This is a genomic window from Angustibacter sp. Root456 (genome assembly GCF_001426435.1).
Lineage (GTDB): Bacteria > Actinomycetota > Actinomycetes > Actinomycetales > Angustibacteraceae > Angustibacter.
In genome coordinates, this window is record NZ_LMER01000020.1 from 45,815 (window position 1) to 64,846 (window position 19,032).

The 19,032-nt window shown below is 73.6% G+C and carries 19 protein-coding genes; 6 read left to right on the forward strand and 13 right to left on the reverse strand.

The window, feature by feature from the left end; translation table 11 throughout:
- Nucleotides 1–97: 97 nt before the first annotated feature.
- Complete coding sequence (rlmB, locus tag ASD06_RS14945) at nucleotides 98–1,120, reverse strand: 23S rRNA (guanosine(2251)-2'-O)-methyltransferase RlmB (RefSeq protein WP_056679460.1); 1,023 nt, start codon at nucleotides 1,118–1,120, stop codon at nucleotides 98–100.
- A complete protein-coding gene (cysS, locus tag ASD06_RS14950; protein ID WP_056679463.1) occupies nucleotides 1,120–2,586 on the reverse strand; it encodes a cysteine--tRNA ligase in 1,467 nt (488 codons plus the stop codon). Before cysS ends, rlmB begins: the two co-directional genes overlap by 1 nt.
- A 68-nt stretch (nucleotides 2,587–2,654) precedes the next feature.
- On the opposite strand from cysS, the gene ASD06_RS14955 reads away from it, so the two are divergent.
- On the forward strand, nucleotides 2,655–3,740 hold the full coding sequence (locus ASD06_RS14955; RefSeq protein ID WP_056679466.1) for an S-(hydroxymethyl)mycothiol dehydrogenase: 1,086 nt from the start codon (nucleotides 2,655–2,657) through the stop codon (nucleotides 3,738–3,740).
- Complete coding sequence (locus ASD06_RS14960) at nucleotides 3,737–4,351, forward strand: MBL fold metallo-hydrolase (RefSeq protein ID WP_056679469.1); 615 nt, start codon at nucleotides 3,737–3,739, stop codon at nucleotides 4,349–4,351. The genes ASD06_RS14955 and ASD06_RS14960 overlap by 4 nt, the downstream gene beginning before the upstream one ends.
- A gap of 56 nt (nucleotides 4,352–4,407) precedes the next feature.
- On the opposite strand, the gene ispF is transcribed toward ASD06_RS14960, so the two are convergent.
- From ispF to ASD06_RS14980, 4 genes are all read right to left on the reverse strand, one after another.
- Nucleotides 4,408–4,902: a 2-C-methyl-D-erythritol 2,4-cyclodiphosphate synthase gene (gene ispF, locus ASD06_RS14965; RefSeq protein WP_056679472.1), complete on the reverse strand. Its 495-nt coding sequence runs from the start codon at nucleotides 4,900–4,902 to the stop codon at nucleotides 4,408–4,410.
- Nucleotides 4,899–5,585 carry a 2-C-methyl-D-erythritol 4-phosphate cytidylyltransferase gene (gene ispD / locus ASD06_RS14970; protein WP_056679479.1) on the reverse strand — a complete coding sequence of 229 codons (687 nt, stop codon included), beginning with the start codon at nucleotides 5,583–5,585 and terminating at the stop codon, nucleotides 4,899–4,901. The genes ispF and ispD overlap by 4 nt, the downstream gene beginning before the upstream one ends.
- A gap of 11 nt (nucleotides 5,586–5,596) precedes the next feature.
- A complete protein-coding gene (locus tag ASD06_RS14975; protein WP_157371743.1) occupies nucleotides 5,597–6,682 on the reverse strand; it encodes a PIN/TRAM domain-containing protein in 1,086 nt (361 codons plus the stop codon).
- A 79-nt stretch (nucleotides 6,683–6,761) separates the two neighbouring features.
- Nucleotides 6,762–7,244: a CarD family transcriptional regulator gene (locus ASD06_RS14980; RefSeq protein ID WP_056679483.1), complete on the reverse strand. Its 483-nt coding sequence runs from the start codon at nucleotides 7,242–7,244 to the stop codon at nucleotides 6,762–6,764.
- 180 nt (nucleotides 7,245–7,424) lie between these two features.
- Here ASD06_RS14980 and ASD06_RS14985 point away from each other — a divergent pair, with 180 nt between their 5' ends.
- On the forward strand, nucleotides 7,425–7,967 hold the full coding sequence (locus ASD06_RS14985) for a hypothetical protein (RefSeq protein ID WP_056679484.1): 543 nt from the start codon (nucleotides 7,425–7,427) through the stop codon (nucleotides 7,965–7,967).
- A gap of 4 nt (nucleotides 7,968–7,971) precedes the next feature.
- Here the strand turns inward: ASD06_RS14985 and ASD06_RS14990 are convergent, their stop codons facing one another.
- Both ASD06_RS14990 and ASD06_RS14995 read right to left on the reverse strand, forming a co-directional pair.
- The gene (locus tag ASD06_RS14990) at nucleotides 7,972–8,652 is read right to left on the reverse strand and encodes a response regulator transcription factor (protein WP_056679487.1); all 681 of its coding nucleotides are present in this window, start codon (nucleotides 8,650–8,652) and stop codon (nucleotides 7,972–7,974) included.
- Complete coding sequence (locus ASD06_RS14995) at nucleotides 8,649–9,830, reverse strand: cell wall metabolism sensor histidine kinase WalK (RefSeq protein WP_056681021.1); 1,182 nt, start codon at nucleotides 9,828–9,830, stop codon at nucleotides 8,649–8,651. Before ASD06_RS14995 ends, ASD06_RS14990 begins: the two co-directional genes overlap by 4 nt.
- 123 nt (nucleotides 9,831–9,953) lie before the next feature.
- Here ASD06_RS14995 and phoU point away from each other — a divergent pair, with 123 nt between their 5' ends.
- On the forward strand, nucleotides 9,954–10,625 hold the full coding sequence (gene phoU, locus ASD06_RS15000; protein ID WP_056679490.1) for a phosphate signaling complex protein PhoU: 672 nt from the start codon (nucleotides 9,954–9,956) through the stop codon (nucleotides 10,623–10,625).
- Nucleotides 10,626–10,803: 178 nt separating this feature from the next.
- Nucleotides 10,804–11,646, forward strand: a complete 843-nt coding sequence (locus ASD06_RS15010; RefSeq protein WP_157371744.1) for a hypothetical protein — start codon at nucleotides 10,804–10,806, stop codon at nucleotides 11,644–11,646.
- 24 nt (nucleotides 11,647–11,670) lie between these two features.
- Here the strand turns inward: ASD06_RS15010 and ASD06_RS15015 are convergent, their stop codons facing one another.
- The 4 genes from ASD06_RS15015 to ASD06_RS15030 form a co-directional block, all read right to left on the reverse strand.
- Entirely contained in the window at nucleotides 11,671–12,441 is a 771-nt protein-coding gene (locus ASD06_RS15015; RefSeq protein ID WP_056679493.1) for a phosphoglyceromutase, read from the reverse strand.
- A gap of 139 nt (nucleotides 12,442–12,580) precedes the next feature.
- Nucleotides 12,581–13,096, reverse strand: a complete 516-nt coding sequence (locus ASD06_RS15020) for a YbjN domain-containing protein (protein WP_056681024.1) — start codon at nucleotides 13,094–13,096, stop codon at nucleotides 12,581–12,583.
- Between the two features lie 2 nt (nucleotides 13,097–13,098).
- Nucleotides 13,099–14,391, reverse strand: coding sequence for a D-inositol-3-phosphate glycosyltransferase (gene mshA, locus ASD06_RS15025; protein WP_082538192.1), 1,293 nt, complete (start codon nucleotides 14,389–14,391; stop codon nucleotides 13,099–13,101).
- A gap of 123 nt (nucleotides 14,392–14,514) precedes the next feature.
- Entirely contained in the window at nucleotides 14,515–16,815 is a 2,301-nt protein-coding gene (locus ASD06_RS15030; RefSeq protein ID WP_056679494.1) for a TIM-barrel domain-containing protein, read from the reverse strand.
- A 9-nt stretch (nucleotides 16,816–16,824) separates the two neighbouring features.
- Here ASD06_RS15030 and ASD06_RS15035 point away from each other — a divergent pair, with 9 nt between their 5' ends.
- Nucleotides 16,825–17,661, forward strand: coding sequence for a hypothetical protein (locus ASD06_RS15035; RefSeq protein ID WP_056679498.1), 837 nt, complete (start codon nucleotides 16,825–16,827; stop codon nucleotides 17,659–17,661).
- Here the strand turns inward: ASD06_RS15035 and dacB are convergent.
- Nucleotides 17,655–18,986, reverse strand: coding sequence for a D-alanyl-D-alanine carboxypeptidase/D-alanyl-D-alanine-endopeptidase (dacB, locus tag ASD06_RS18975; protein WP_157371745.1), 1,332 nt, complete (start codon nucleotides 18,984–18,986; stop codon nucleotides 17,655–17,657). The genes ASD06_RS15035 and dacB overlap by 7 nt on opposite strands.
- Nucleotides 18,987–19,032 lie beyond the last annotated feature (46 nt).

Below are 19,032 nucleotides of genomic sequence, written 5' to 3' on the forward strand. Positions count from 1 at the left end.
GGGGTGGGGCGGTCTACTTCATTGCGGGGAGGCAACTGGGTGCCCCAGCTGCCTTCCTAGGGCAGCGGGGTGCCCCCGCGCCAACAGACGGGAGAGGTCAGGCGCCGTGGGCGCGGCGCCGCGCGACCTCGTAGAGCGCCACACCGGCCGCGACGCCCGCGTTGAGCGACTCGGTGGCCGCGTGCATGGGGATCGACACGATGACGTCGCACGTCTCGCGCACCAGCCGCGACAGGCCCTTGCCCTCCGAGCCCACCACGATGACGATCGGGTCGTGCGCCATGGCCAGCTGCGGCAGGTCGACGTCGCCGTCCATGTCGAGCCCGACGACGAAGCAGCCGTCCTTCTGCAGCTGCTCCAGGGCGCGCGTGAGGTTCGTCGCCCGCGCCACCGGCAGCCGCGAAGCCGCACCCGCTGAGGTCTTCCACGCCGACGCCGTCATACCGGCCGCCCGACGCTCGGGCACGATGACGCCGTGCCCACCGAAGGCCGCGGCCGACCGGACGACGGCGCCGAGGTTGCGCGGGTCGGTGATGCCGTCGAGCGCCACGATCAGCGCGGGCTCGCCCGCCTCGGCGGCGGCCTCGAGCAGGTCGCCGGGGTGGGCGTACTCGTACGGCGGCACCTGCAGCGCCAGGCCCTGGTGGATCGCGCCGTCGGTGAGCCGGTCGAGCTCACCGCGCGGCGTCTCGAGCACCGGGATGCCCAGCTCGCCCGCGGCCTTCAGCGCCTCGCGCACGCGGTCGTCCATGTCGATGCGGCTGGCGACGTACATCGTCGTCACCGGCACCTGCGCGCGCAGCGCCTCGACGACGCTGTTGCGGCCCGCCACCATCTCGCTGCTCGCCTTGCTGCCCTTGCCGCGGGTCTGGCGGCTCGGCGGACGTCCGCCACCACCGCGACCGGACGGCGCCGCGCGCCCACCCTTGGTCAGCGCGGCGTCGCGGCGTTCGGCCGCCTTGCGGCGCTTGGCGGCGACGTGCTTGACGCGGTCCTCCGCCTTCGGCGTGGGGCCCTTGCCCTGCAGGCCCTTGGGCTTCTGGCCACCGGAGCCGACCAGCGGCCCCTTGCGCGACGCGCCCTTGCGCACCGCACCTCGACGTTGGGAGTTGCCGGCCATCAGGAGTCTCCGTCCTCGACGCTCGTGCTCTGACGGCCGACCGTCGACCGCGCGAGCGACCACCGGGCTCCGCTGGGGGTGTCCTCGACGGCGATGCCCGCCGCCGTGAGTCGGTCGCGGATCGCGTCGGCCGCGGCGAAGTCGCGCGCGGCCCGAGCGGCCTGCCGCGCGTCGAGCTCGGCGCGCACCAGCGCGTCGAGCGCGGACGCCGCCCGGTCGTCGGCCGCCGAGGCGCCCGACCACACCGGGTCGAGCGGGTTGATTCCCAGCACCGACGTCATCGCGACGACTGCGCCCAGGCTCTCGCGCACGGACGCGTCGTCGCCCTCGTCGAGCGCGGTGTTGCCGGCGCGCACCGTCTCGTGCACCACGGCCAGCGCGCCCGAGACGTTGAGGTCGTCGTCCAGGGCCTCACGGAAGGCCTCGGGCAGCTCGACCTCGAACGGCACCGGAGCGACCGCCGACGCGCGCTGCACGAAGCCCTCGATGCGCTCGACGGCGCTCTCGGCCTCCGCGAGCGAGTCGGGCGTGTACTCGATCATCGAGCGGTAGTGCGCGGCGCCGAGGTAGTAGCGCAACGCCAACGGCCGCACCGACTTCAGCACCTCGGACACGATGAGCGAGTTGCCGAGCGACTTGCTCATCTTCTCGCCGCCGACGGTCACCCAGCCGTTGTGCAGCCAGTAGCGCGCGAAGCCGAACCCGGCCGCACGCGACTGCGCCTGCTCGTTCTCGTGGTGGGGAAAGCGCAGGTCGACGCCACCGCCGTGGATGTCGAAGGTGTCGCCGAGGTACTTGCGCGCCATCGCCGAGCACTCCAGGTGCCAACCCGGACGTCCCCGCCCGTACGGCGAGGCCCAGCTCGCCGACTCGGGCTCGCCGGGCTTGTGGCCCTTCCAGAGCGCGAAGTCGCGCGGGTCGCGCTTGCCGCGCGGGTCGGCGTCCTCGGCGGGCGACATGTCGTCGACGCGCTGGTGGGTGAGCTCGCCGTACTGCGGCCAGGACTTCACCTCGAAGTACACGTCGCCGGCGTTCTCGCCCTCGGCGTCGGCGGCGTAGGCGTGGCCGCGCTCGACGAGCAGGTCCATGATCTCGACCATCTCCGGGACGTGCCCGGTCGCCCGCGGCTCGTACGTCGCGGGCAGCACACCCAGGGCGTCGAGGGCCGCACCGGTCTGCCGCTCGTGCTCGTAGGCCCAGGCGTACCACGGCTCACCTGCCGCGGCCGACTTGGTGAGGATCTTGTCGTCGATGTCGGTGACGTTGCGCACGACGTCGACCTGGTAGCCGTGCCCGGTCTCGAGCCAGCGCCGCAGGATGTCGAACGCGACGGCGAACCGCACGTGCCCGATGTGCGGCGACCCCTGCACGGTGAGGCCGCAGATGTACAACCCCACGCGGCCCGGCTGCAGCGGCTCGAAGTCGCGCAGCTCGCGGGTGGCGGTGTCGTACAGGCGCAAGGTCACCGCCCAAGGTTACCGGTGGCGCGATGCTCCCCTCGCCGCCGACGAGGCGCCGCCGTAGATTCGCTGCCATGCCACAGACCGTGAAGGGTGTCATCGCGCGCTCCAAGGGCGCGCCCGTCGAGCTGGTCGACGTCGTCGTCCCCGACCCGGGGCCGGGCGAGGCCGTCGTGCAGGTGCAGGCCTGCGGTGTCTGCCACACCGACCTGCACTACCGCGAGGGCGGGATCAACGACGAGTTCCCGTTCCTGCTCGGCCACGAGGCCGCCGGCGTCGTCGAGGCCGTGGGCGAGGGTGTCACCGACGTCGCGCCCGGCGACTTCGTCGTCCTCAACTGGCGCGCGGTGTGTGGTGAGTGCCGCGCGTGCCGCCGCGGGCGCCCGTGGTACTGCTTCAACACCCACAACGCCGCCCAGAAGATGACGCTGGACGACGGCACCGAGCTCACCCCGGCCCTGGGCATCGGCGCGTTCGCCGAGAAGACGCTCGTGCACGCGGGCCAGTGCACGAAGGTCGACCCGCAGGCGCCGGCCACGGCGGCGGGCCTGCTCGGCTGCGGCGTGATGGCGGGCTTCGGCGCGGCCGTCAACACCGGCAACGTCCAGCGCGGCGACTCCGTGGCCGTCATCGGCTGCGGCGGCGTGGGCAACGCGGCGATCGCCGGGGCCGTGCTGGCCGGCGCCACGACCGTGATCGCCGTCGACGTCGACGACCGCAAGCTCGAGTGGGCGCGCGGGTTCGGCGCCACGCACACGGTGAACAGCCGCGAGCGCAACGCCGTCGAGGCGATCCGCGAGCTCACCGGCGGCTTCGGCGCCGACGTCGTGGTCGAGGCCGTCGGCCGCCCGGAGACGTACGAGCAGGCGTTCTACGCCCGCGACCTGGCCGGCACGGTGGTGCTGGTGGGCGTCCCGACACCGGACCTGAAGATCGAGCTGCCGCTCATCGAGGTGTTCGGCCGCGGCGGGGCGCTGAAGTCGAGCTGGTACGGCGACTGCCTGCCCAGCCGCGACTTCCCGATGCTCGTCGACCTCTACCGCCAGGGCCGGTTCGACCTCGACGGCTTCGTGTCCGAGACGGTCGGGCTCGGCGACGTCGAGGCCGCGTTCGAGCGGATGCACCGCGGCGAGGTGCTGCGCTCGGTGGTGCAGCTGTGAGCGCGCGCATCGACCACGCGGTCACGTCCGGCACGTTCAGCCTCGACGGCCAGACCTTCGACGTCGACAACAACGTCTGGGTGCTCGGCGACGACGACGAGTGCGTGGTCTTCGACGCCCCCCACGACCTCGAGGCGATCACCGCCCTCGTCGGCGGACGTCGCGTGGTGGCCGTGCTCTGCACGCACGCCCACGACGACCACGTGGCCGCCGCCCCGGGCCTCGGCGAGCGGGTGGGCGCCCCGGTGCTGCTGCACGCCGACGACCTCGGGCTGTGGACGCTCACCCACCCCGACATCGCCCCCAACGGCATGCTGCACGACGGCCAGGTGGTGCGGGTCGCCGGTGTCGACGTCCACGTGATCCACACGCCGGGGCACTCGCCAGGGTCAGTGTGCTTCCACGTGCCGGCACTGCGCACCGTGTTCACCGGCGACACGCTGTTCCAGGGCGGCCCGGGCGCCACCGGCCGCAGCTTCAGCGACCGGCCGACGATCCTGCGCTCGATCCGCGAGAGCCTGCTCACGCTGCCCCTGGACACCGTGGTGCGCACCGGCCACGGCGAGTCGACGACGATCGGCGACGAGGCCGCCACCCTCCCCTCCTCCTGACCGGCACTTGTGATGAGTTTGCGACCCTTCTCGACCAAAGGAGGGTCGCAAACGCGTCACAAGTGGGCGGCGGAGGCCACCACGAGGGCGGTGGCGACGGCGGCGACGCCCTCGCCGCGGCCGGTCAGGCCGAGGCCGTCGGTGGTGGTGGCACTGAGCGAGACCGGCGCGCCGCACGCCGTGCTGAGGGCCGCCTCGGCCTCGGCCCGGCGCGGGCCGAGGCGCGGCCGGTTGCCGATGAGCTGCACCGCCACGTTGCCGATCTCGAAGCCGGCCTCGCGCACGCGCCGAGCGGCTTCCTCGAGCAACGCCGCTCCGGGCGCGCCCGCCCACCGGGGGTCGGACGTGCCGAAGTGCGTCCCGACGTCCCCGATGCCCGCTGCGGAGAAGAGCGCGTCGCAGCAGGCGTGCGCCACGACGTCGGCGTCCGAGTGCCCCTCGAGGCCCCGCTCGCCGGGCCAGTCGAGGCCGGCGACGCGCAACGGCCGGTCGCTGCCCTCGGCGGCGAAGGCGTGGACGTCGGTGCCGACGCCGACCCTGGGGAGGCTCACGGCTCGAGCCTAGCGAGCCAGAACTGCGCCAGCGCCAGGTCGTCCGGCGTCGTGATCTTGAAGGCCATGGCGTCACCCGGCACCACCACGACCGGCTCCCCCAGCCGCTCCACGAGCGCGGCGTCGTCCGTGGCCGCGGCGTCGGCGGCGGCGTGCGCGCGCTCGAGCACCGCCCGGTCGAAACCCTGCGGGGTCTGGACGGCGCGCAGGGGGTCACGAGCCACGGTGCCCACGACGGTGCCGTGCGCGTCGACCTCCTTGAGCGTGTCGACCACTGCCAGCCCGGGGACGACGGCGTGGTGGCCGCCCTGCACCGCCCGCACCACAGACGCCACGAGAGACGGTGGCGCCAGGCACCGCGCGGCGTCGTGCACGAGCACCACCCGCACGTGCGCCGGCAGCGCCGCGAGCCCGAGCGCCACCGAGTCCTGCCGCTCAGCGCCGCCGGCCACCACCTCGGCGCGGCCAGCCAGCAGCTGCTGGGTCGGGCCCACGAGCTCGGCGGGCACGACCGCCACGACGTGGTGCACCCCGGCGTCGAGCACCCGGCTCACCGCGTGCTCGAGCAGCGTCGTGCCGGCCAGCTCGACGAACGCCTTGGGTCGCCCGGCCGCCAGCCGCGTGCCTTGACCAGCGGCCACGACCACGCAGCCGACACCGTCCAGCACCGGCAGCGCGCTCATCGGGTCCGGGCTCACGAGACCTGCGGCTTGCTGAAGACCATCCGACCGTTCGCGGTGGTGAGCACGCTCGTGACGGCCAGCGACACCTCCTGGCCGATGCGGTCGCGTGAGCGCTCCGCGACCACCATCGTGCCGTCGTCGAGGTAGCCGATGGCTTGGCCCGGCTCCTTGCCCGCCTTGATCAAGCTGACCCGCACGACGTCGCCGGCGGTCACCGGCGGGCGCAGGGCGAGCGCGAGCGAGTGCAGGTTCATCACCGAGACGCCGGCCAGCGCAGCCGCCTTGGCCAGGTTGGTGTCGAGGGTGAGCAGGTGGGCGCGCCGTTCGAGGCAGGTGCGCACGAGCTTTGCGTCGACGTCCGGCACCTCGCGCACGGTGTCGGGCACGACCTCGACGTCCACGGCGCGGTGCCGGCGCAGCGCCTCCAGCGCCTCCAGCCCGCGCCGCCCGCGCGAGCGGCGCGTGTCGTCGCCGGCATCGGCCAGGCCCTGCAGCTCGTCGAGCACCGGCTGCGGCACCACGAACGTGCCGTGCAGGAAGCCCGCGGTGACGACGTCGACTATGCGCCCGTCGATCGCCACCGAGGTGTCGAGCACGCGCTCACCGGACGGCGCGTTCGACGTCGCGCTCGACAGGCCCGCCTGCGCACCGAACAGCGCGAGCAGGTCGTGCCGGCGGGCCAGACCCACGCGGTACCCCAGCAGGGCCACGGTGACGAGCACGAAGCCGAACAGCGGCAGCATCACGACCTGCGACCCCACCAGCAGCAGCGGCCAGGTGACCGCGGCGGCCACCAGGACGCCGATCGCGGCGCCGATCATGCCCGAGAGCACCTGCTCGGTGGAGCGCTGGCGCAGGCTCTGCTCGGCGGAGGCCACCGAACGGACGGTGAGCCGGGCGATCACCCCGCCCAGGACGTAACCGACGGCGGCGCCCAGCAGCACCGCCGCGCCCGTGGCGTCCAGCGGGCCGAGCCGCAGTGAGACCGGCTCCGCCGCGGCAGCGATCTGGTACCCCAGCCCGGCGAAGAAGACGACGACGAAGAGCCTGAGCAGCTCGATGACGCCGACTGGCACCCGCACGGGACGAGGGTTCACGACGTCAGTGTGACGGATGATCGGCGCAGCGTGACAACGCAAACGGCCGGCCCGCGCGTGGCGGGCCGGCCGGTGAGCGTCAGGAGGCGAGAACCTCGTCGAGGATGGCCTCGGCCTTGTCCTCGTTGGTGTGCTCGGCGAGGGCGAGCTCGCTCACGAGGATCTGGCGGGCCTTGGCCAGCATGCGCTTCTCGCCGGCAGACAGGCCGCGGTCCTTCTCGCGGCGCCACAGGTCGCGCACGACCTCGGCGACCTTGATGACGTCGCCGGAGGCGAGCTTCTCGAGGTTCGCCTTGTACCGGCGCGACCAGTTGGTCGGCTCCTCGGCGTGAGCGGTGCGCAGCACCTCGAACACGCGGTCGAGGCCCTCCTGCCCCACGACGTCACGGACGCCGACGAGGTCGCAGTTCTCCGCGGGAACCTCGATGGTCAGATCCCCCTGGGCCACCTTGAGGACCAGGTACATCTTGTCCTCGCCCTTGATCGTGCGGGTCTTGATCTCTTCGATCAGTGCAGCACCGTGATGCGGGTACACGACCGTCTCGCCGACTGTGAAGACCATGTGCTCTTTTCCCCTTTCGCGACCTCCAGGGTACCACGCGGCGCGAGACGGCAGAAGGGCCGATTTCCGCGTTTGCGCAGGTCAGAGGCATGCAAGGGCCCGGTAGGGGGCTTGACAGGCCCGTTCACGCGTGCTCCACACACGCCCGGGGGCGGTCAGGACGGGCGGCCCGATAGGCTGGTGGGCGCCAGACAGTCCGACCGCCCGGACGCCGCACCGGGCCCCGTCCGCCAGGAGTCCCACGCCGTGATGCGCCTTCGTCGCCAGGGTGTCCGCGCCCTCGCCCTCGCCGCGGCGGTGTCCGCGCTCTCCGCGTGCAGCTTCTTCTCGCAGACCACCACCGATCTCGAGTACGACCCCTCCGACGGGATCAGCGCCAGCGTGGGCGACGTCCTCGCGCGCAACCTGCTCGTCGTGGGCCACGAGGGCAGCGAGGGCCTGGTGTCCGGCGCCCTCGTCAACACCGGCTCGAGCGACGCGACGGTGACGATCTCGGCGCCGGGCTCGCCGCAGCCCGTGCAGATCTCGGTATCGCCGGGCCAGCTGGTCAGCCTCGGGGCGGACGCCGACCAGCGCAACGTCGTGGTCGGCAACCTCAAGCAGCCCGCCGGCTCGCTGGTGAAGCTCACGCTCTCGAGCCCCCGCGGGGGCGAGGTCACCGTCAACGTGCCCGTGCTCGCCCCGCAGAACGCCTACGCCACGGTGACCCCGACGGCGAACTGACGCCCTACCCGTCCAGCTTGTAGCCCAGGCCGCGCACGGTCGTCAGCAGCGTGGGGTTCGCGGGGTCGGCTTCGATCTTCGAACGCAGCCGCTTGACGTGCACGTCGAGCGTCTTGGTGTCCCCGACGTAGTCGCTGCCCCACACGCGGTCGATGAGCTGCGCGCGGGTGAGCACGCGGCCGGCGTTGCGCAGCAGCAGCTCGAGCAGCTCGAACTCCTTGAGCGGCAGCTGCACGGTCTCGCCGTCGACCGTCACGACGTGCCGCTCGACGTCCATGCGCACCGGGCCGGCCTGCAGCGTGCTCGGCAGCAGGTCGTCGGGCTCGCTCAGCCGGCGCAGCACCGCCTTGATGCGGGCCAGCAGCTCGCGGCTGGAGTACGGCTTGGTCACGTAGTCGTCGGCGCCGAGCTCGAGGCCCACGACCTTGTCGATCTCGGAGTCCTTGGCCGTGAGCATGATGATCGGCACCGAGCTCTGGGTACGCAGCTGCCGGCACACCTCCGTGCCCGACAGCCCGGGCAGCATGAGGTCGAGGAGCACGAGGTCGGCGCCCGAGCGCTCGAAGTCCGCGATGGCCTGATGGCCGTCGGAGGCCACGGCCACCTCGTAGCCCTCGCGGCGCAGCAGGTACGACAGGGGGTCGCTGAAGGACTCTTCGTCCTCGACGACGAGGATGCGGGTCATCCGCGGACCTCTCCGGTGGTGACGGGGGTGGGGTCGACGTCGTCCTCGGCGTCGGTGGGCGACGCGGACGGCAGACGCATGGTGAACGTGGCGCCGTGTCCGGGCTGGCTCCAGACGGTGACCTCGCCGCCGTGGTTGGCGCACACGTGCTTGACGATGGCCAGGCCGAGACCGGTGCCCCCCGTGTCACGCGAGCGGGCCGGGTCGACCCGGTAGAACCGCTCGAAGATCCGCGACTGGTCGGCCTCGGCGATGCCCACTCCCTGGTCGGTGACGGCGATCTCGACCAGCGCGTCGCGGCGGGTCACGGCCACGGCCACCTTGGTGCCGGCGTCGGAGTAGGCGACGGCGTTGTCGACCAGGTTGCGGACGGCGGTCATGAGCAGGTCGCGGTCGCCGTACACCTGAGCGTTCGGGTCGCCGGCGACGTGCACCGTGATGTCCTTGGCCGAGGCCACCAGCCGACAGCGGTCGGCAGCCTCAGCCACCACGGCGTCGACGTCGACGAGCTCCGGCGGGTGCAGCGTGTCGGCCACCTGCAGGCGGCTGAGGTCGACGATCTCTTGCACCAGGCGGGCCAGGCGGGTCGCCTCGACCCGCATCCGGCCGGCGAAACGCCGCACGGCCTCGGGGTCGTCGCTCGCGTCGAGCACCGCCTCGGCGAGCAGCGAGATGCCGCCCACGGGCGTCTTGAGCTCGTGGCTCACGTTGGCGACGAAGTCGCGGCGCACCTGCTCGACCCGGTGGGCCTCGGTGCGGTCCTCGACGAGGACGAGCAGGTGACCGGTGCTCAGCGGCGCCACGCGGGCGCGCACCGTGAGCAGGCCCCGGCCGAGCGGTCCGCGCGCCAGCTCGAGGTCGTGCTCGCGGATGACCCCGTCGCGACGCACCTGGCGCACCAGGTCGCGCAGCTCGGCGTGAGCGAGGTCGGAGCCGGTGACGATGCCGTACGCGTACGCCGCGGGGCTGGCCTTCACCACCGCGTCGTCGGCCGAGACGATCACCGCGCTCTCGCGCAGCACCGCCAGCACGTCGGCCACGCCGCGGGGCAGTGCGGGCTCGGGCTGCACGGGCACCGCGCTCTGCGAGCGCTCCGAGGCGCGGACGGCGAGCAGCGCGACGAGGCCGAGCGCCAGGCCGGCGACACCGCCCAGGACGGCGGCCGCTGCAGGATCCACGACTCCCAGCGTACGCACGGCGAGGGAGTGGTCCGGGTCGTCGTCCGGGGTGTGACCTGCGACTTCAACCAGTGTTCACCTGGGCAGTGGCGACCGTTCACCGCCGGCTGTCACTCTCCCAGCATGCGCAGCGCGTTCCACGACGACCTCGACCACCTGTCCGACCAGCTGGTCGAGATGACCCGCCTGGCCGGATCCGGCATGGCTCGGGCCACCACGGCCCTGCTCGACGCCGATCTCGCGATCGCCGAGAGCGTCATCGCCGCCGACGAGCAGGTCGACCGCATCCAGCGTGAGCTCGACGAGCTGGCCCTCGACCTGCTGGCCCGCCAGCAACCGGTGGCCACCGACCTGCGCACCATCGTCACCGCGATGCGGATGAGCGCCGACCTCGAGCGCATGGGCGACCTCGCGCGGCACGTGGCCAAGGTGGCGCGCCGGCGCTACCCGGAGTCCGCCGTCCCGCCGGCGCTGCGCGCCACCGTGCTGCAGATGGGCCAGGTGGCCGAGCGGATCGTGGCCAAGGCCGGCTCCGTCATCGCGTCGAAGGACGTCGCGATGGCCGTGCAGCTCGAGCAGGACGACGACGAGATGGACCGCCTGCACCGTGAGCTGTTCGCGCAGCTGCTCGGCGGCACGTGGGAGCACGGCATGGAGGCCGCCGTCGACATCACGCTCGTGGGGCGCTACTACGAGCGGTTCGCCGACCACGCCGTCTCGGTGGCGCGACGGGTCGTCTACCTGGCCACGGGTGTGTGGCACGAGTCGTACGACCCCACCGCCGCCCGCACCTGACCCCTGCGTGGTGGCTCTCGTGAGTGCAGCGATTCTGGGGTGATCACCCCGGAGTCGCTGCGACCACAGGTGTGCCCTCCTCGAAGCCCAGCAGGGGCTGGTCAGTCGCGCGCAGCTGCGCCGCCGAGGCGTCACCGTCGAGCAGCTGCGCTGGCGGCTCGGCCGGTCCTGGCGGCTCGTGCTCCCGCGGGTCGTCGACCTGCAGGGTGGCGGCTCGCTGACCCCTGCGCGGCGGCTCGTGGCGGCCGTGCTCGAGGCGGGGCCGTCGTCCGTGATCAGCGGCCACCACGCCTGCCTGTGGCACGGCCTCGGCAACGCCCACGGCCACGCCCACGTCCTCGCGCTGGTGCCCGGCAGCCAGGCGAGCCGCACCACGGGCTTCTTGCGCGTCGCGCGCACGAGCCGGCCGGTGCCCGCGCCGGTGGTGCGCGGGCCGCTGCGGGTGGCCCCACCCGCGCGAGCCGTCGTCGACGCCGCCCGGGCCACCCGGACGCCACACGAGGCGGCAGCGATCGTCATCGAGGCCGTGCAGCGCGAGCTCGTGACCATGGAACAGGTCGCGCACGAGGTGGAGGCCGGCGCTCGGCGCGGGAGCGCGCCCGTTCGCCGCGCGGTCGAGCTCGCCGCGGCCGGCGCGTGGTCGGCGCCCGAGGCCGAGCTGCTCGAGCTGTGCGCCTCGAGTTCGCTGCTGCCGCACGTGTGGCCGAACCCGCGGCTGCGCCGTCCGGACGGCGTCGCCCTGCTCAGCCCGGACGGCTGGCTCGACGACGTGGGTCTCGCGCTCATGGTGCACTCGAAGGCCTATCACCTGCGCGACGCCGATTGGCAGGCCACCGTCGAGCGCGACGGCGAGCTGCAGGAGGCCGGCGTGGTGGTGCTGGGCTTCACGCCGGCGTCCGTCGCGAGCCAGCCGGGCGCCGTCCTGGCACGGATCGAGCGCACCTACACGCGCCTGGTGGCATCCCGACACCGACGCGCGGATGTGGTGATGACGCCGCGCGGACCGGGCCTGCAGCGGTGAGTGCACCCACAGGTGCGACGTCGGTCAGCGGCCCTGGTTGGCCACGGCCTCGGCGGCCTCGCGCGCGGCGTCCGGGTCGAGGTACTCCCCGCCGGCCACCACCGGCGTGAGCTGCCCGTCGAGCCGGTAGACCAGGGGCATGCCCGTGGGGATGTTGAGGCCGGCGATGGTCTGGTCGTCGATGCCGTCCAGGTGCTTCACCAGCGCGCGCAGCGAGTTGCCGTGCGCGGCCACCAGCACGACCTTGCCGTCCCGCAGGTCGGGAACGATCGCGTTCTCCCAGTAGGGCAGGAAGCGCTCGAGGACGTCGGCCAGGCACTCCGAGCGCGGCGCGGCGGCACCGAGGTCGGCGTAGCGGTGGTCGTCGCTCTGCGAGAACTCCGAACCGTCCTCGATGGGCGGCGGCGGGACGTCGTACGAGCGGCGCCAGAGCATGAACTGCTCCTCGCCGAACTCCTGGAGCGTCTGCTTCTTGTCCTTGCCCTGCAGGGCGCCGTAGTGCCGCTCGTTGAGCCGCCAGTTGCGGCGCACGGGGATCCAGTGCCGGTCGGCGACGTCGAGCGCGATGTTCGCCGTCGTGATGGCGCGGCGCAGCAGCGAGGTGTGGACGACGTCCGGCAGGCGCCCGGACGACGCGAGCAGCTCTCCGCCGTGCCGGGCCTCGGCCTCGCCCTTCTCCGACAGCGGGACGTCGACCCAGCCGGTGAAGAGGTTCTTGGCGTTCCACTCGCTCTCGCCGTGGCGGAGCAGGATCAGCGTGTACGGCGCGGCGCCGTCAGCGGGCGGAGTGCTCATGAGGCGAGCCTAGCGGCGCCGCGACTGGGGAGGATCACTGCACTCAGCGGTGGCGACTGGGGGCCCCAGCTGCCATAGGTTGGCCGCAGGGTGCCACCGCGCCAAACAACGGGAGAGGTCACGCGTCCAACGGGAGAGGTCACGCGTCGGGGGTGAGCAGGTGCTTGAACGCCTCGAGGTTGCGGGTCGACTCACCGCGCGAGGTGCGCCAGGCCCACTCGCGCTTCATCGACGACAGGAAGCCGAGGGCGAGCAGGGTGTCGAACGAGCCGTCGGCGGTGTCGAGGATCGCGCCGAGCAGCCCGTCGAGCGCGGCCTCGGTGACCGCCGCGAGCGGCAGCCGCCCGACGAGGTAGACGTCGCCGTCGTCGTCCGTGGCGAAGGCGATGCCCTGCAGGCGGGCGTTGCGCCGCAGCAGCCAGCGGTGGAACGCGTCGGCGTTCTCGTCGGGGTGCCGGATCACGAACGCCGACGCCGACAGCGAGTGGTCGCCGACCAGCAACGACACCGTGGTGCGCAGCTTGTGCTCACCCGGCAGCGTCGCCACGACCTCGCCCGGACGCCCTCCGCGCTCGTGCTCGACGCCCGCTTCGGTGAGGTGCGCGACCACCAGCTGCTCGACGTCGGCTCGGCTCGTCGGCGTGGTGGGCTGCACGTTCACGACCCTACTGCGACCGCCACACCGTCGCCCCCGAGCGCGCCACCGGACGCCACCCGCCGCGCGTGGCCGATGCGAGCCGCCCGGTAGGCACCCAGCAGGCCGTCGACCGTGGCGTCCCAGCCGTACCCGGCGGCGTGCTCGACGGCGCCGGCGGCGAGGGCCGTGCGCCGCTCGTCGTCGCGCAGCATCAGCGCCAGCCGGTCGGCCCAGGCACCGGCCTCGTGGCCGGGCACCAGCAGGCCGCTGCGCCCGTCGGCGACGGCGTCGCGCAGGCCGCTGACGTCGGCCGCCACCACCGGCGTGCCGCACGCCTGCGCCTCGAGCGCGACCAGCCCGAACGACTCGCTGTACGACGGCACCGCGACGACGTCGGCGGCGCGGTACCACGACACCAGCCGGTCGGCGGTGGCCGGCGGCTCGAACCGCACGACGTCCGAGATCCCCAGCTCGCGGGCGAGCCGCACGAGCGACTCGGGCTCGCGCAGCCCCGACCCGCTCGGGCCACCCACGATCGCGACGACCACCCTCGAGCGAAGCGCCGGCTCGCGCTCGAGCAGGACGGCGGTGGCGCGCAGCAGCACGTCCGGGGCCTTGAGCGGCTGGATCCGCCCGACGAAGAGCAGCAGCTGGGCGTCGGGCGGCACGTCGAGCTCGGCGCGGGCCGTCGCCCGGGCCCCGAGGCCACCCGGGGTGAAGCGCTCGAGGTCGACGCCGGGGTGCACGACGCTGATCTGGTCGCTGCGCGCGCCGTAGAGGCTCATCAGCTGGTCGGCCTCGGCGGCGGTGTTGGCGAGCACCCGGTCGGCGGCGTCGACCACCTGCTGCTCGCCGATCTCGCGACCGGACGGCTCGGGGGTGTCGCCGTCGGCGAGCGCGAGGTTCTTCACCCGCGCCATGGTGTGCATGGTGTGCACGAGCGGCACCTGCCAGCGGTCGGCGGCGAGCCAGCCAACCTGCCCGCTCAGCCAGTAGTGCGAGTGCACGAGGTCGTAGTGCCCGGCCGGGCGGGCGGCCGCGGTGCGCATGACGCCGGAGGCGAAGGCGCACAGCTGGCCGGGCAGGTCCTCCTTGTCGAGACCCTCGAACGGCCCGGCGGTGACGTGCCGCACGAGCACCCCGGGCGCCAGCTCGACCGTGGGCGGCAGGGTGCTGCTGGTGGCGCGCGTGAAGACCTCGACGTCGACCCCGCGCTCGGCGAGGCGGCGCGCGGTCTCGACGACGTAGACGTTGAGGCCACCGGCGTCACCGGTGCCAGGCTGGGCCAGTGGCGAGGTGTGCACCGCGAGCATGGCGACGCGGGAGGGCAACAGGCGGGTCACAACCGGGCAACACCGCGGCGACGGCGCAGTGTTCCCGCCCGGGCCGGCCGGCGCGAAAGCGCATCCGTGCAGGCAGCGAGACCACCGAGGGGCTCACGGCCGAGCCGGCTCGCCCCCCGGCAGCAGGCCGGACGTCACGAGCGCGGCCCGCACCCGCGCGCCGTTCCGGTCGTTCGCCCGGTAGAGGACGACGGGCTGGCCGAGCGGTGCGTCGATCCGCACGTTCTGCGGTGCGGCGAGCGTCGTCTCGGGGTCGGGTGCCTCGCCCGACCCCGGCTGCCCGGGCTCGCGCGAGCGCGCCGGACCGATGTCGTGCACCACGCCGGTGAACAGCTCGACCCAGCGCCCCGGCGGTAGCGCGACGTCCACCGATCGCTGCCCCTTCGTGAGCACCGGTGCGACGACGAAGGTGTCTCCGAACAGGAACTGCGAGCCGGTGGACGCCTGGGTGAGGCCCGGCTCCGCGAGCCATAGCGGGCGCACGACCGGCAGGCCGTCGCGACTGGCCTGCAGCACCGTCGAACGCCGGTAGGCGGCCAGCGTCGCGAAGACCCGGCTCATGCGCGCGAAGGCCACGAGCCGGTCGGGTGAGTTCCACACCTGGGGCAGGTCGGCCGGGTGGTCGCCGTCGGCGGTGACGAGCAGCGGCCCGAACACCTCCAGCTCGGTCCAGCGCTCGAGCAGCTCGTCCGAGCGCCCACCGCCCTTCCACCACCCGGTCGGCTCGTGCGAGCCGCCCACGGCCGAGTGCGTGATGGTGAGGCCCGAGATCCCGGCGTTCACCGTGGCGGCGAGCGCGCCCCCGAGCCCGCGTTGCGACCAGTCGGCCTCCTGCCGGCCGATGCCGAACGAGCCCACCGACGCCGGTGTGCGCTCGTCGGCGGTCACCTGCAGCAGCAGGCAGTCCGGACGCCCGGACTGCACGCACGCCTGTCGAACGATCGCGGCCCACCGGCGCGGCCACGCGTTGTGCTCGGTCAGGGGGTCACCGCGCGCCAGCCGGGCGTCGTCCGGGAGCTCGTCGCCGCCCAGCACGGCCCAGCCCGAGAGCCGCTCGGTGCGCATCCGCCGGGTGAGCACCTCGGTGTACCAGCGCACTGCGTCGGGGTTCGTGAGGTCGATGAGCTCGCCGCGCACCGACCCGACGTCAGCGTCGGGCGTGCGCACGGTGATCGGCCCGCCGGCACGCCCCGTCACGAGGTAGCCGCGGTCGCGGGCGGTGGCCAGCAGCTGCGGCTCGTCGTCCGGGCCGCCCGCGCGAGGGGCCACCGCCAGGCTGGGTGCCACGGACGTGAGCACGCGGACGTCCTTGGCCGCGAGCCGGTCGACGAGGCGGTGCCAGTCCGGGTACCGGCGTCGTTCACCGCCGTCGCGGATGAGGACGGCGGCGAGCGCGGCGTCGGCGCCCACGAGCTTCAGGGCGGTGTCGAGCACGCGCTGGGGGCCGCCTCGCACGCTGACGACCGCGCCGCTGGTCGCCCACCCGGGCAGCTGGTGCATCAGCGCGGCGTCGGAGGCGTGCTGCGTGACCAGCTGCACCGGCGTGCCGTCGTAGAGCCGGGCCTGCAGTCGGCTCTGCCACAGCGTGGCGTCGACGCGGCCACCGTGGCGCAGGTCGAGCACCGCGTACGCGCGTGAGTCGAGGGCGAAGCCGGTCGAGGCGCTGGAGAAGATCACCGGCACCGGTGCGAGGGACGCCGTGAGGTCGGCGCCGACGTCCGTGCCGCGCGTGAGGATCGGGTACCTGCCCTGGCGCAGCAGCAGCTCACCACGCTGCGCACCGGCACCGCGGAAGACGTACCCGTTGCGGCGGAACGAGTGCAGCGCCACCGCGTCGACACCGGGGACGTCGATGTCGAGCAGGACGCGCGAGTCGCGGGCACGGCGGGTGACGGTGAGGCTGAAGGCCCGTGCGAGGGGCCCGTCGGGTGCGTCGGCGAAGACGTGGCCGGTGTACCGCACCGACGCCGCCCGCAGGTCGCGGCCGGTGACGGTGACGTTGCCGAGTGCGTGGTCGACCACCTCGCGCACGTGCCAGCGCGGGCCGTCGTGGGCCGCCCATCCGGCGCCCGGGCCGGTGGTGTCGTCGTCTGCGCGCCACTCCAGGTGGCCCAGCGCCGCAGTGAACGGCGCGCCGTGGACGACGCTGCGGAACACCGTGGCCGACTGGCGCGTGACGAGCAGGCCGTCTGAGGTGAGCTGGACGTAGACGCCGTTGCCAAGTGACACCGAGCCCTGCAGGCCCGGCTGCACCCGCAGCAGGCCGGGCACGAGGTCGCTGGCGTCGCGCCAGTCGCGCCAGTCGCGCAGCAGCGGCGCCCGGAACGACGTCACTCCGACCACTGCCGCGAGCACGAGGACGGTCGCGAGGACGACCCGCACCGCACGCTGCACCGACCGAGCATGTCACCCTCGTGCCTCGTGGGACCACGCACGCAGCGCCCGGTGGGCACGATCACCCGCGGGACGACCAACCCCAACCGGCTGCGGCGTGTCGACCGCTGGGTCGCCGGGCCGGCCGCCTGGCGGTGGAGGTCGGCTGCGGCTCCGCTCGTGGTCGACCTCGGCTACGGCGCGACGCCGGTCACCGCCGTCGAGCTGCACGACCGGCTGCGCCGGGTGCGTGCCGACGTCGAGGTGGTGGGCCTCGAGATCGATCCAGCGCGCGTGGACGCGGCGCAGCCGCTGGCCCGGCCCGGACTGTCGTTCGCGCTCGGCGGCTTCGAGGTGCCCCTGCCGGGTGGCCGCCGTCCGCACGTCGTCCGCGCCTTCAACGTGTTGCGGCAGTATGACGAGAGCGAGGTCGCGAGCGCCTGGCAGACCGTGCGCGACCGGCTCGCGCCGGGCGGCGTGCTGGTTGACGGCACCTGCGACGAGGTGGGACGCCGGGCCGCGTGGGTCGCGGTGACCCGCGAGGACGGCCCGGTGTCGCTGACGCTGTCACTGCGGCTGCGCGGCCTCGACTCGCCGTCGCAGGTGGCTGAGCGCCTGCCCAAGGCGTTGATCCACCGCAACGTGCCGGGCGAGCGCGTGCACGACTTCTTGGGTGCCCTCGACGGCGCTTGGGCGCGACACTCGCCGTTGGCAAGCTACGGTGTGCGCCAACGGTTTCTGGCCACGGTGGAATCGGTGCGTCAACAGGGGTGGCCAGTGCTCGACGGTCCGACGCGCTGGCGTCTCGGCGAGGTGGGTGTCGCCTGGGACGCTGTGGCGCCGGGTGATCAGGCGTCCGGTCAGTAGCAGCCGTTGACGGTTGCAGCGAGCGCGTCGAGGTTGCGGCGCAGCAGGCTGTCGACCCGCCGGTGGTTCACGATGAACGCGAACGCCTTGAGCCGGCCGTCTTTGCCGACCGTGTAGCCGGCGAGGCTCGACGCGTCGCTCAGCGAACCGGTCTTGGCCGCCACCTTGCCGATGGCGCACCTCACCGGCGGCGCGGCGAAGCGGTGCTTCAGCGTGCCGGTGCGACCGGCGACGGGCAGCGCGCCCGTGCGCAGCACCGCGAGGTCGTCCTGGCCCGGCTCGAAGGCGTTGGCCACCACCCTCGCGAGCTGGGTCGTGGTGAGCCGGTCGGAGCGCGAGAGGCCGCTGCCGTCCTTCATCGCGGTGCTGGGCAGCAGGATGCCCTCACGAGCCAGGACCGCCCGCTGGGCGATGCGGGCGCCGGTCCACGTGCCGTGCTGCCCGACGGCGCGCGCCACCATGCGGTGCAGCGCCTCGGCGTGGTCGTTGTCGCTCACCAGCAGCATCTGCCGCACGATCGCGTCGAGCCGGTCGCCCTTCACCGAGGCGATCACCGGCGCCGGTGCCACCGCCTTGCTGCGGTAGACCGAGCTGACCTTGACGCCTTCGACGGCGAGGTACCGGGCGAAGACCTGAGCGGCGTCGCGAGAGGTGTCGGACACGTGGTGCCCGTCGACCACCAGTGCGCGGACCCATCGCACGTCGGTCGGCACGTAGCTGGACTTCCACCCGCTGGCCAGGGTGGGACGCGCGAAGCGGTAGTCGTCGAACCTGACCCGCACCCACGACAGGCCCCGCGCCCGGGAGTCGGCGGCGGTCTGGCGGGCCAGGGCCTGCAGGTCGGCGCTCGACAGGCTCGGGTCTCCGACCCCGACCAGCGTGACCGTGCGCGGGTCGCTCGTCGCGCGGCGCACCGTCGTCATGAACTGGTACGCGGGGCCGAAGACGGTCAGGGCGTTCGTGGCCGTCACGAGCTTGGCCGTGGACGCCGGCATGCGGCCGGTGCCGCCGTTCCTCGCCCAGACCACGCGGCCGCTCGCGACGTCGACCACCGTGCCGCTGAAGTACCGCCCGAAGTTCCGCGTCGTCGCACGGGAGCCGAGCCGCTGCGCGATGCGGCGGTCGGCCGACGTCGGCTGGTACGTGGTGGCCAGGGCCGTCGTCCGCACGGTGGTGGCGGCCGCCGGGCGCACGGCACCGGATGATGGCGCGGCGACGGCTAGCGGCGCGACGCAGCCGGCGGCGGCAAGCGCCACGACGGTGCGGCGGCTCAGGCGGCCCAGCGGACGGCGAGTCGGGCGGGCAGGTGGCGTCGACAGGGGCATATGAGCTGTTTCGACCGTCGATCTTGGAACCTGAACTCTTGGCTGC

Coding starts and splice junctions, on each gene's coding strand:
- ispD (WP_056679479.1), bottom strand. CDS start 5,585: ATGAGCGCGCTGCCGGTGCTGGACGGTGTCGGCTGCGTGGTCGTGGCC.
- phoU (WP_056679490.1), top strand. CDS start 9,954: ATGCGCAGCGCGTTCCACGACGACCTCGACCACCTGTCCGACCAGCTG.
- ASD06_RS15015 (WP_056679493.1), bottom strand. CDS start 12,441: ATGAGCACTCCGCCCGCTGACGGCGCCGCGCCGTACACGCTGATCCTG.
- ASD06_RS15035 (WP_056679498.1), top strand. CDS start 16,825: ATGTCACCCTCGTGCCTCGTGGGACCACGCACGCAGCGCCCGGTGGGC.
- ASD06_RS14980 (WP_056679483.1), bottom strand. CDS start 7,244: ATGGTCTTCACAGTCGGCGAGACGGTCGTGTACCCGCATCACGGTGCT.
- mshA (WP_082538192.1), bottom strand. CDS start 14,391: ATGCTCGCGGTGCACACCTCGCCACTGGCCCAGCCTGGCACCGGTGAC.
- rlmB (WP_056679460.1), bottom strand. CDS start 1,120: ATGGCCGGCAACTCCCAACGTCGAGGTGCGGTGCGCAAGGGCGCGTCG.
- ASD06_RS14955 (WP_056679466.1), top strand. CDS start 2,655: ATGCCACAGACCGTGAAGGGTGTCATCGCGCGCTCCAAGGGCGCGCCC.
- dacB (WP_157371745.1), bottom strand. CDS start 18,986: ATGCCCCTGTCGACGCCACCTGCCCGCCCGACTCGCCGTCCGCTGGGC.
- ASD06_RS14990 (WP_056679487.1), bottom strand. CDS start 8,652: ATGACCCGCATCCTCGTCGTCGAGGACGAAGAGTCCTTCAGCGACCCC.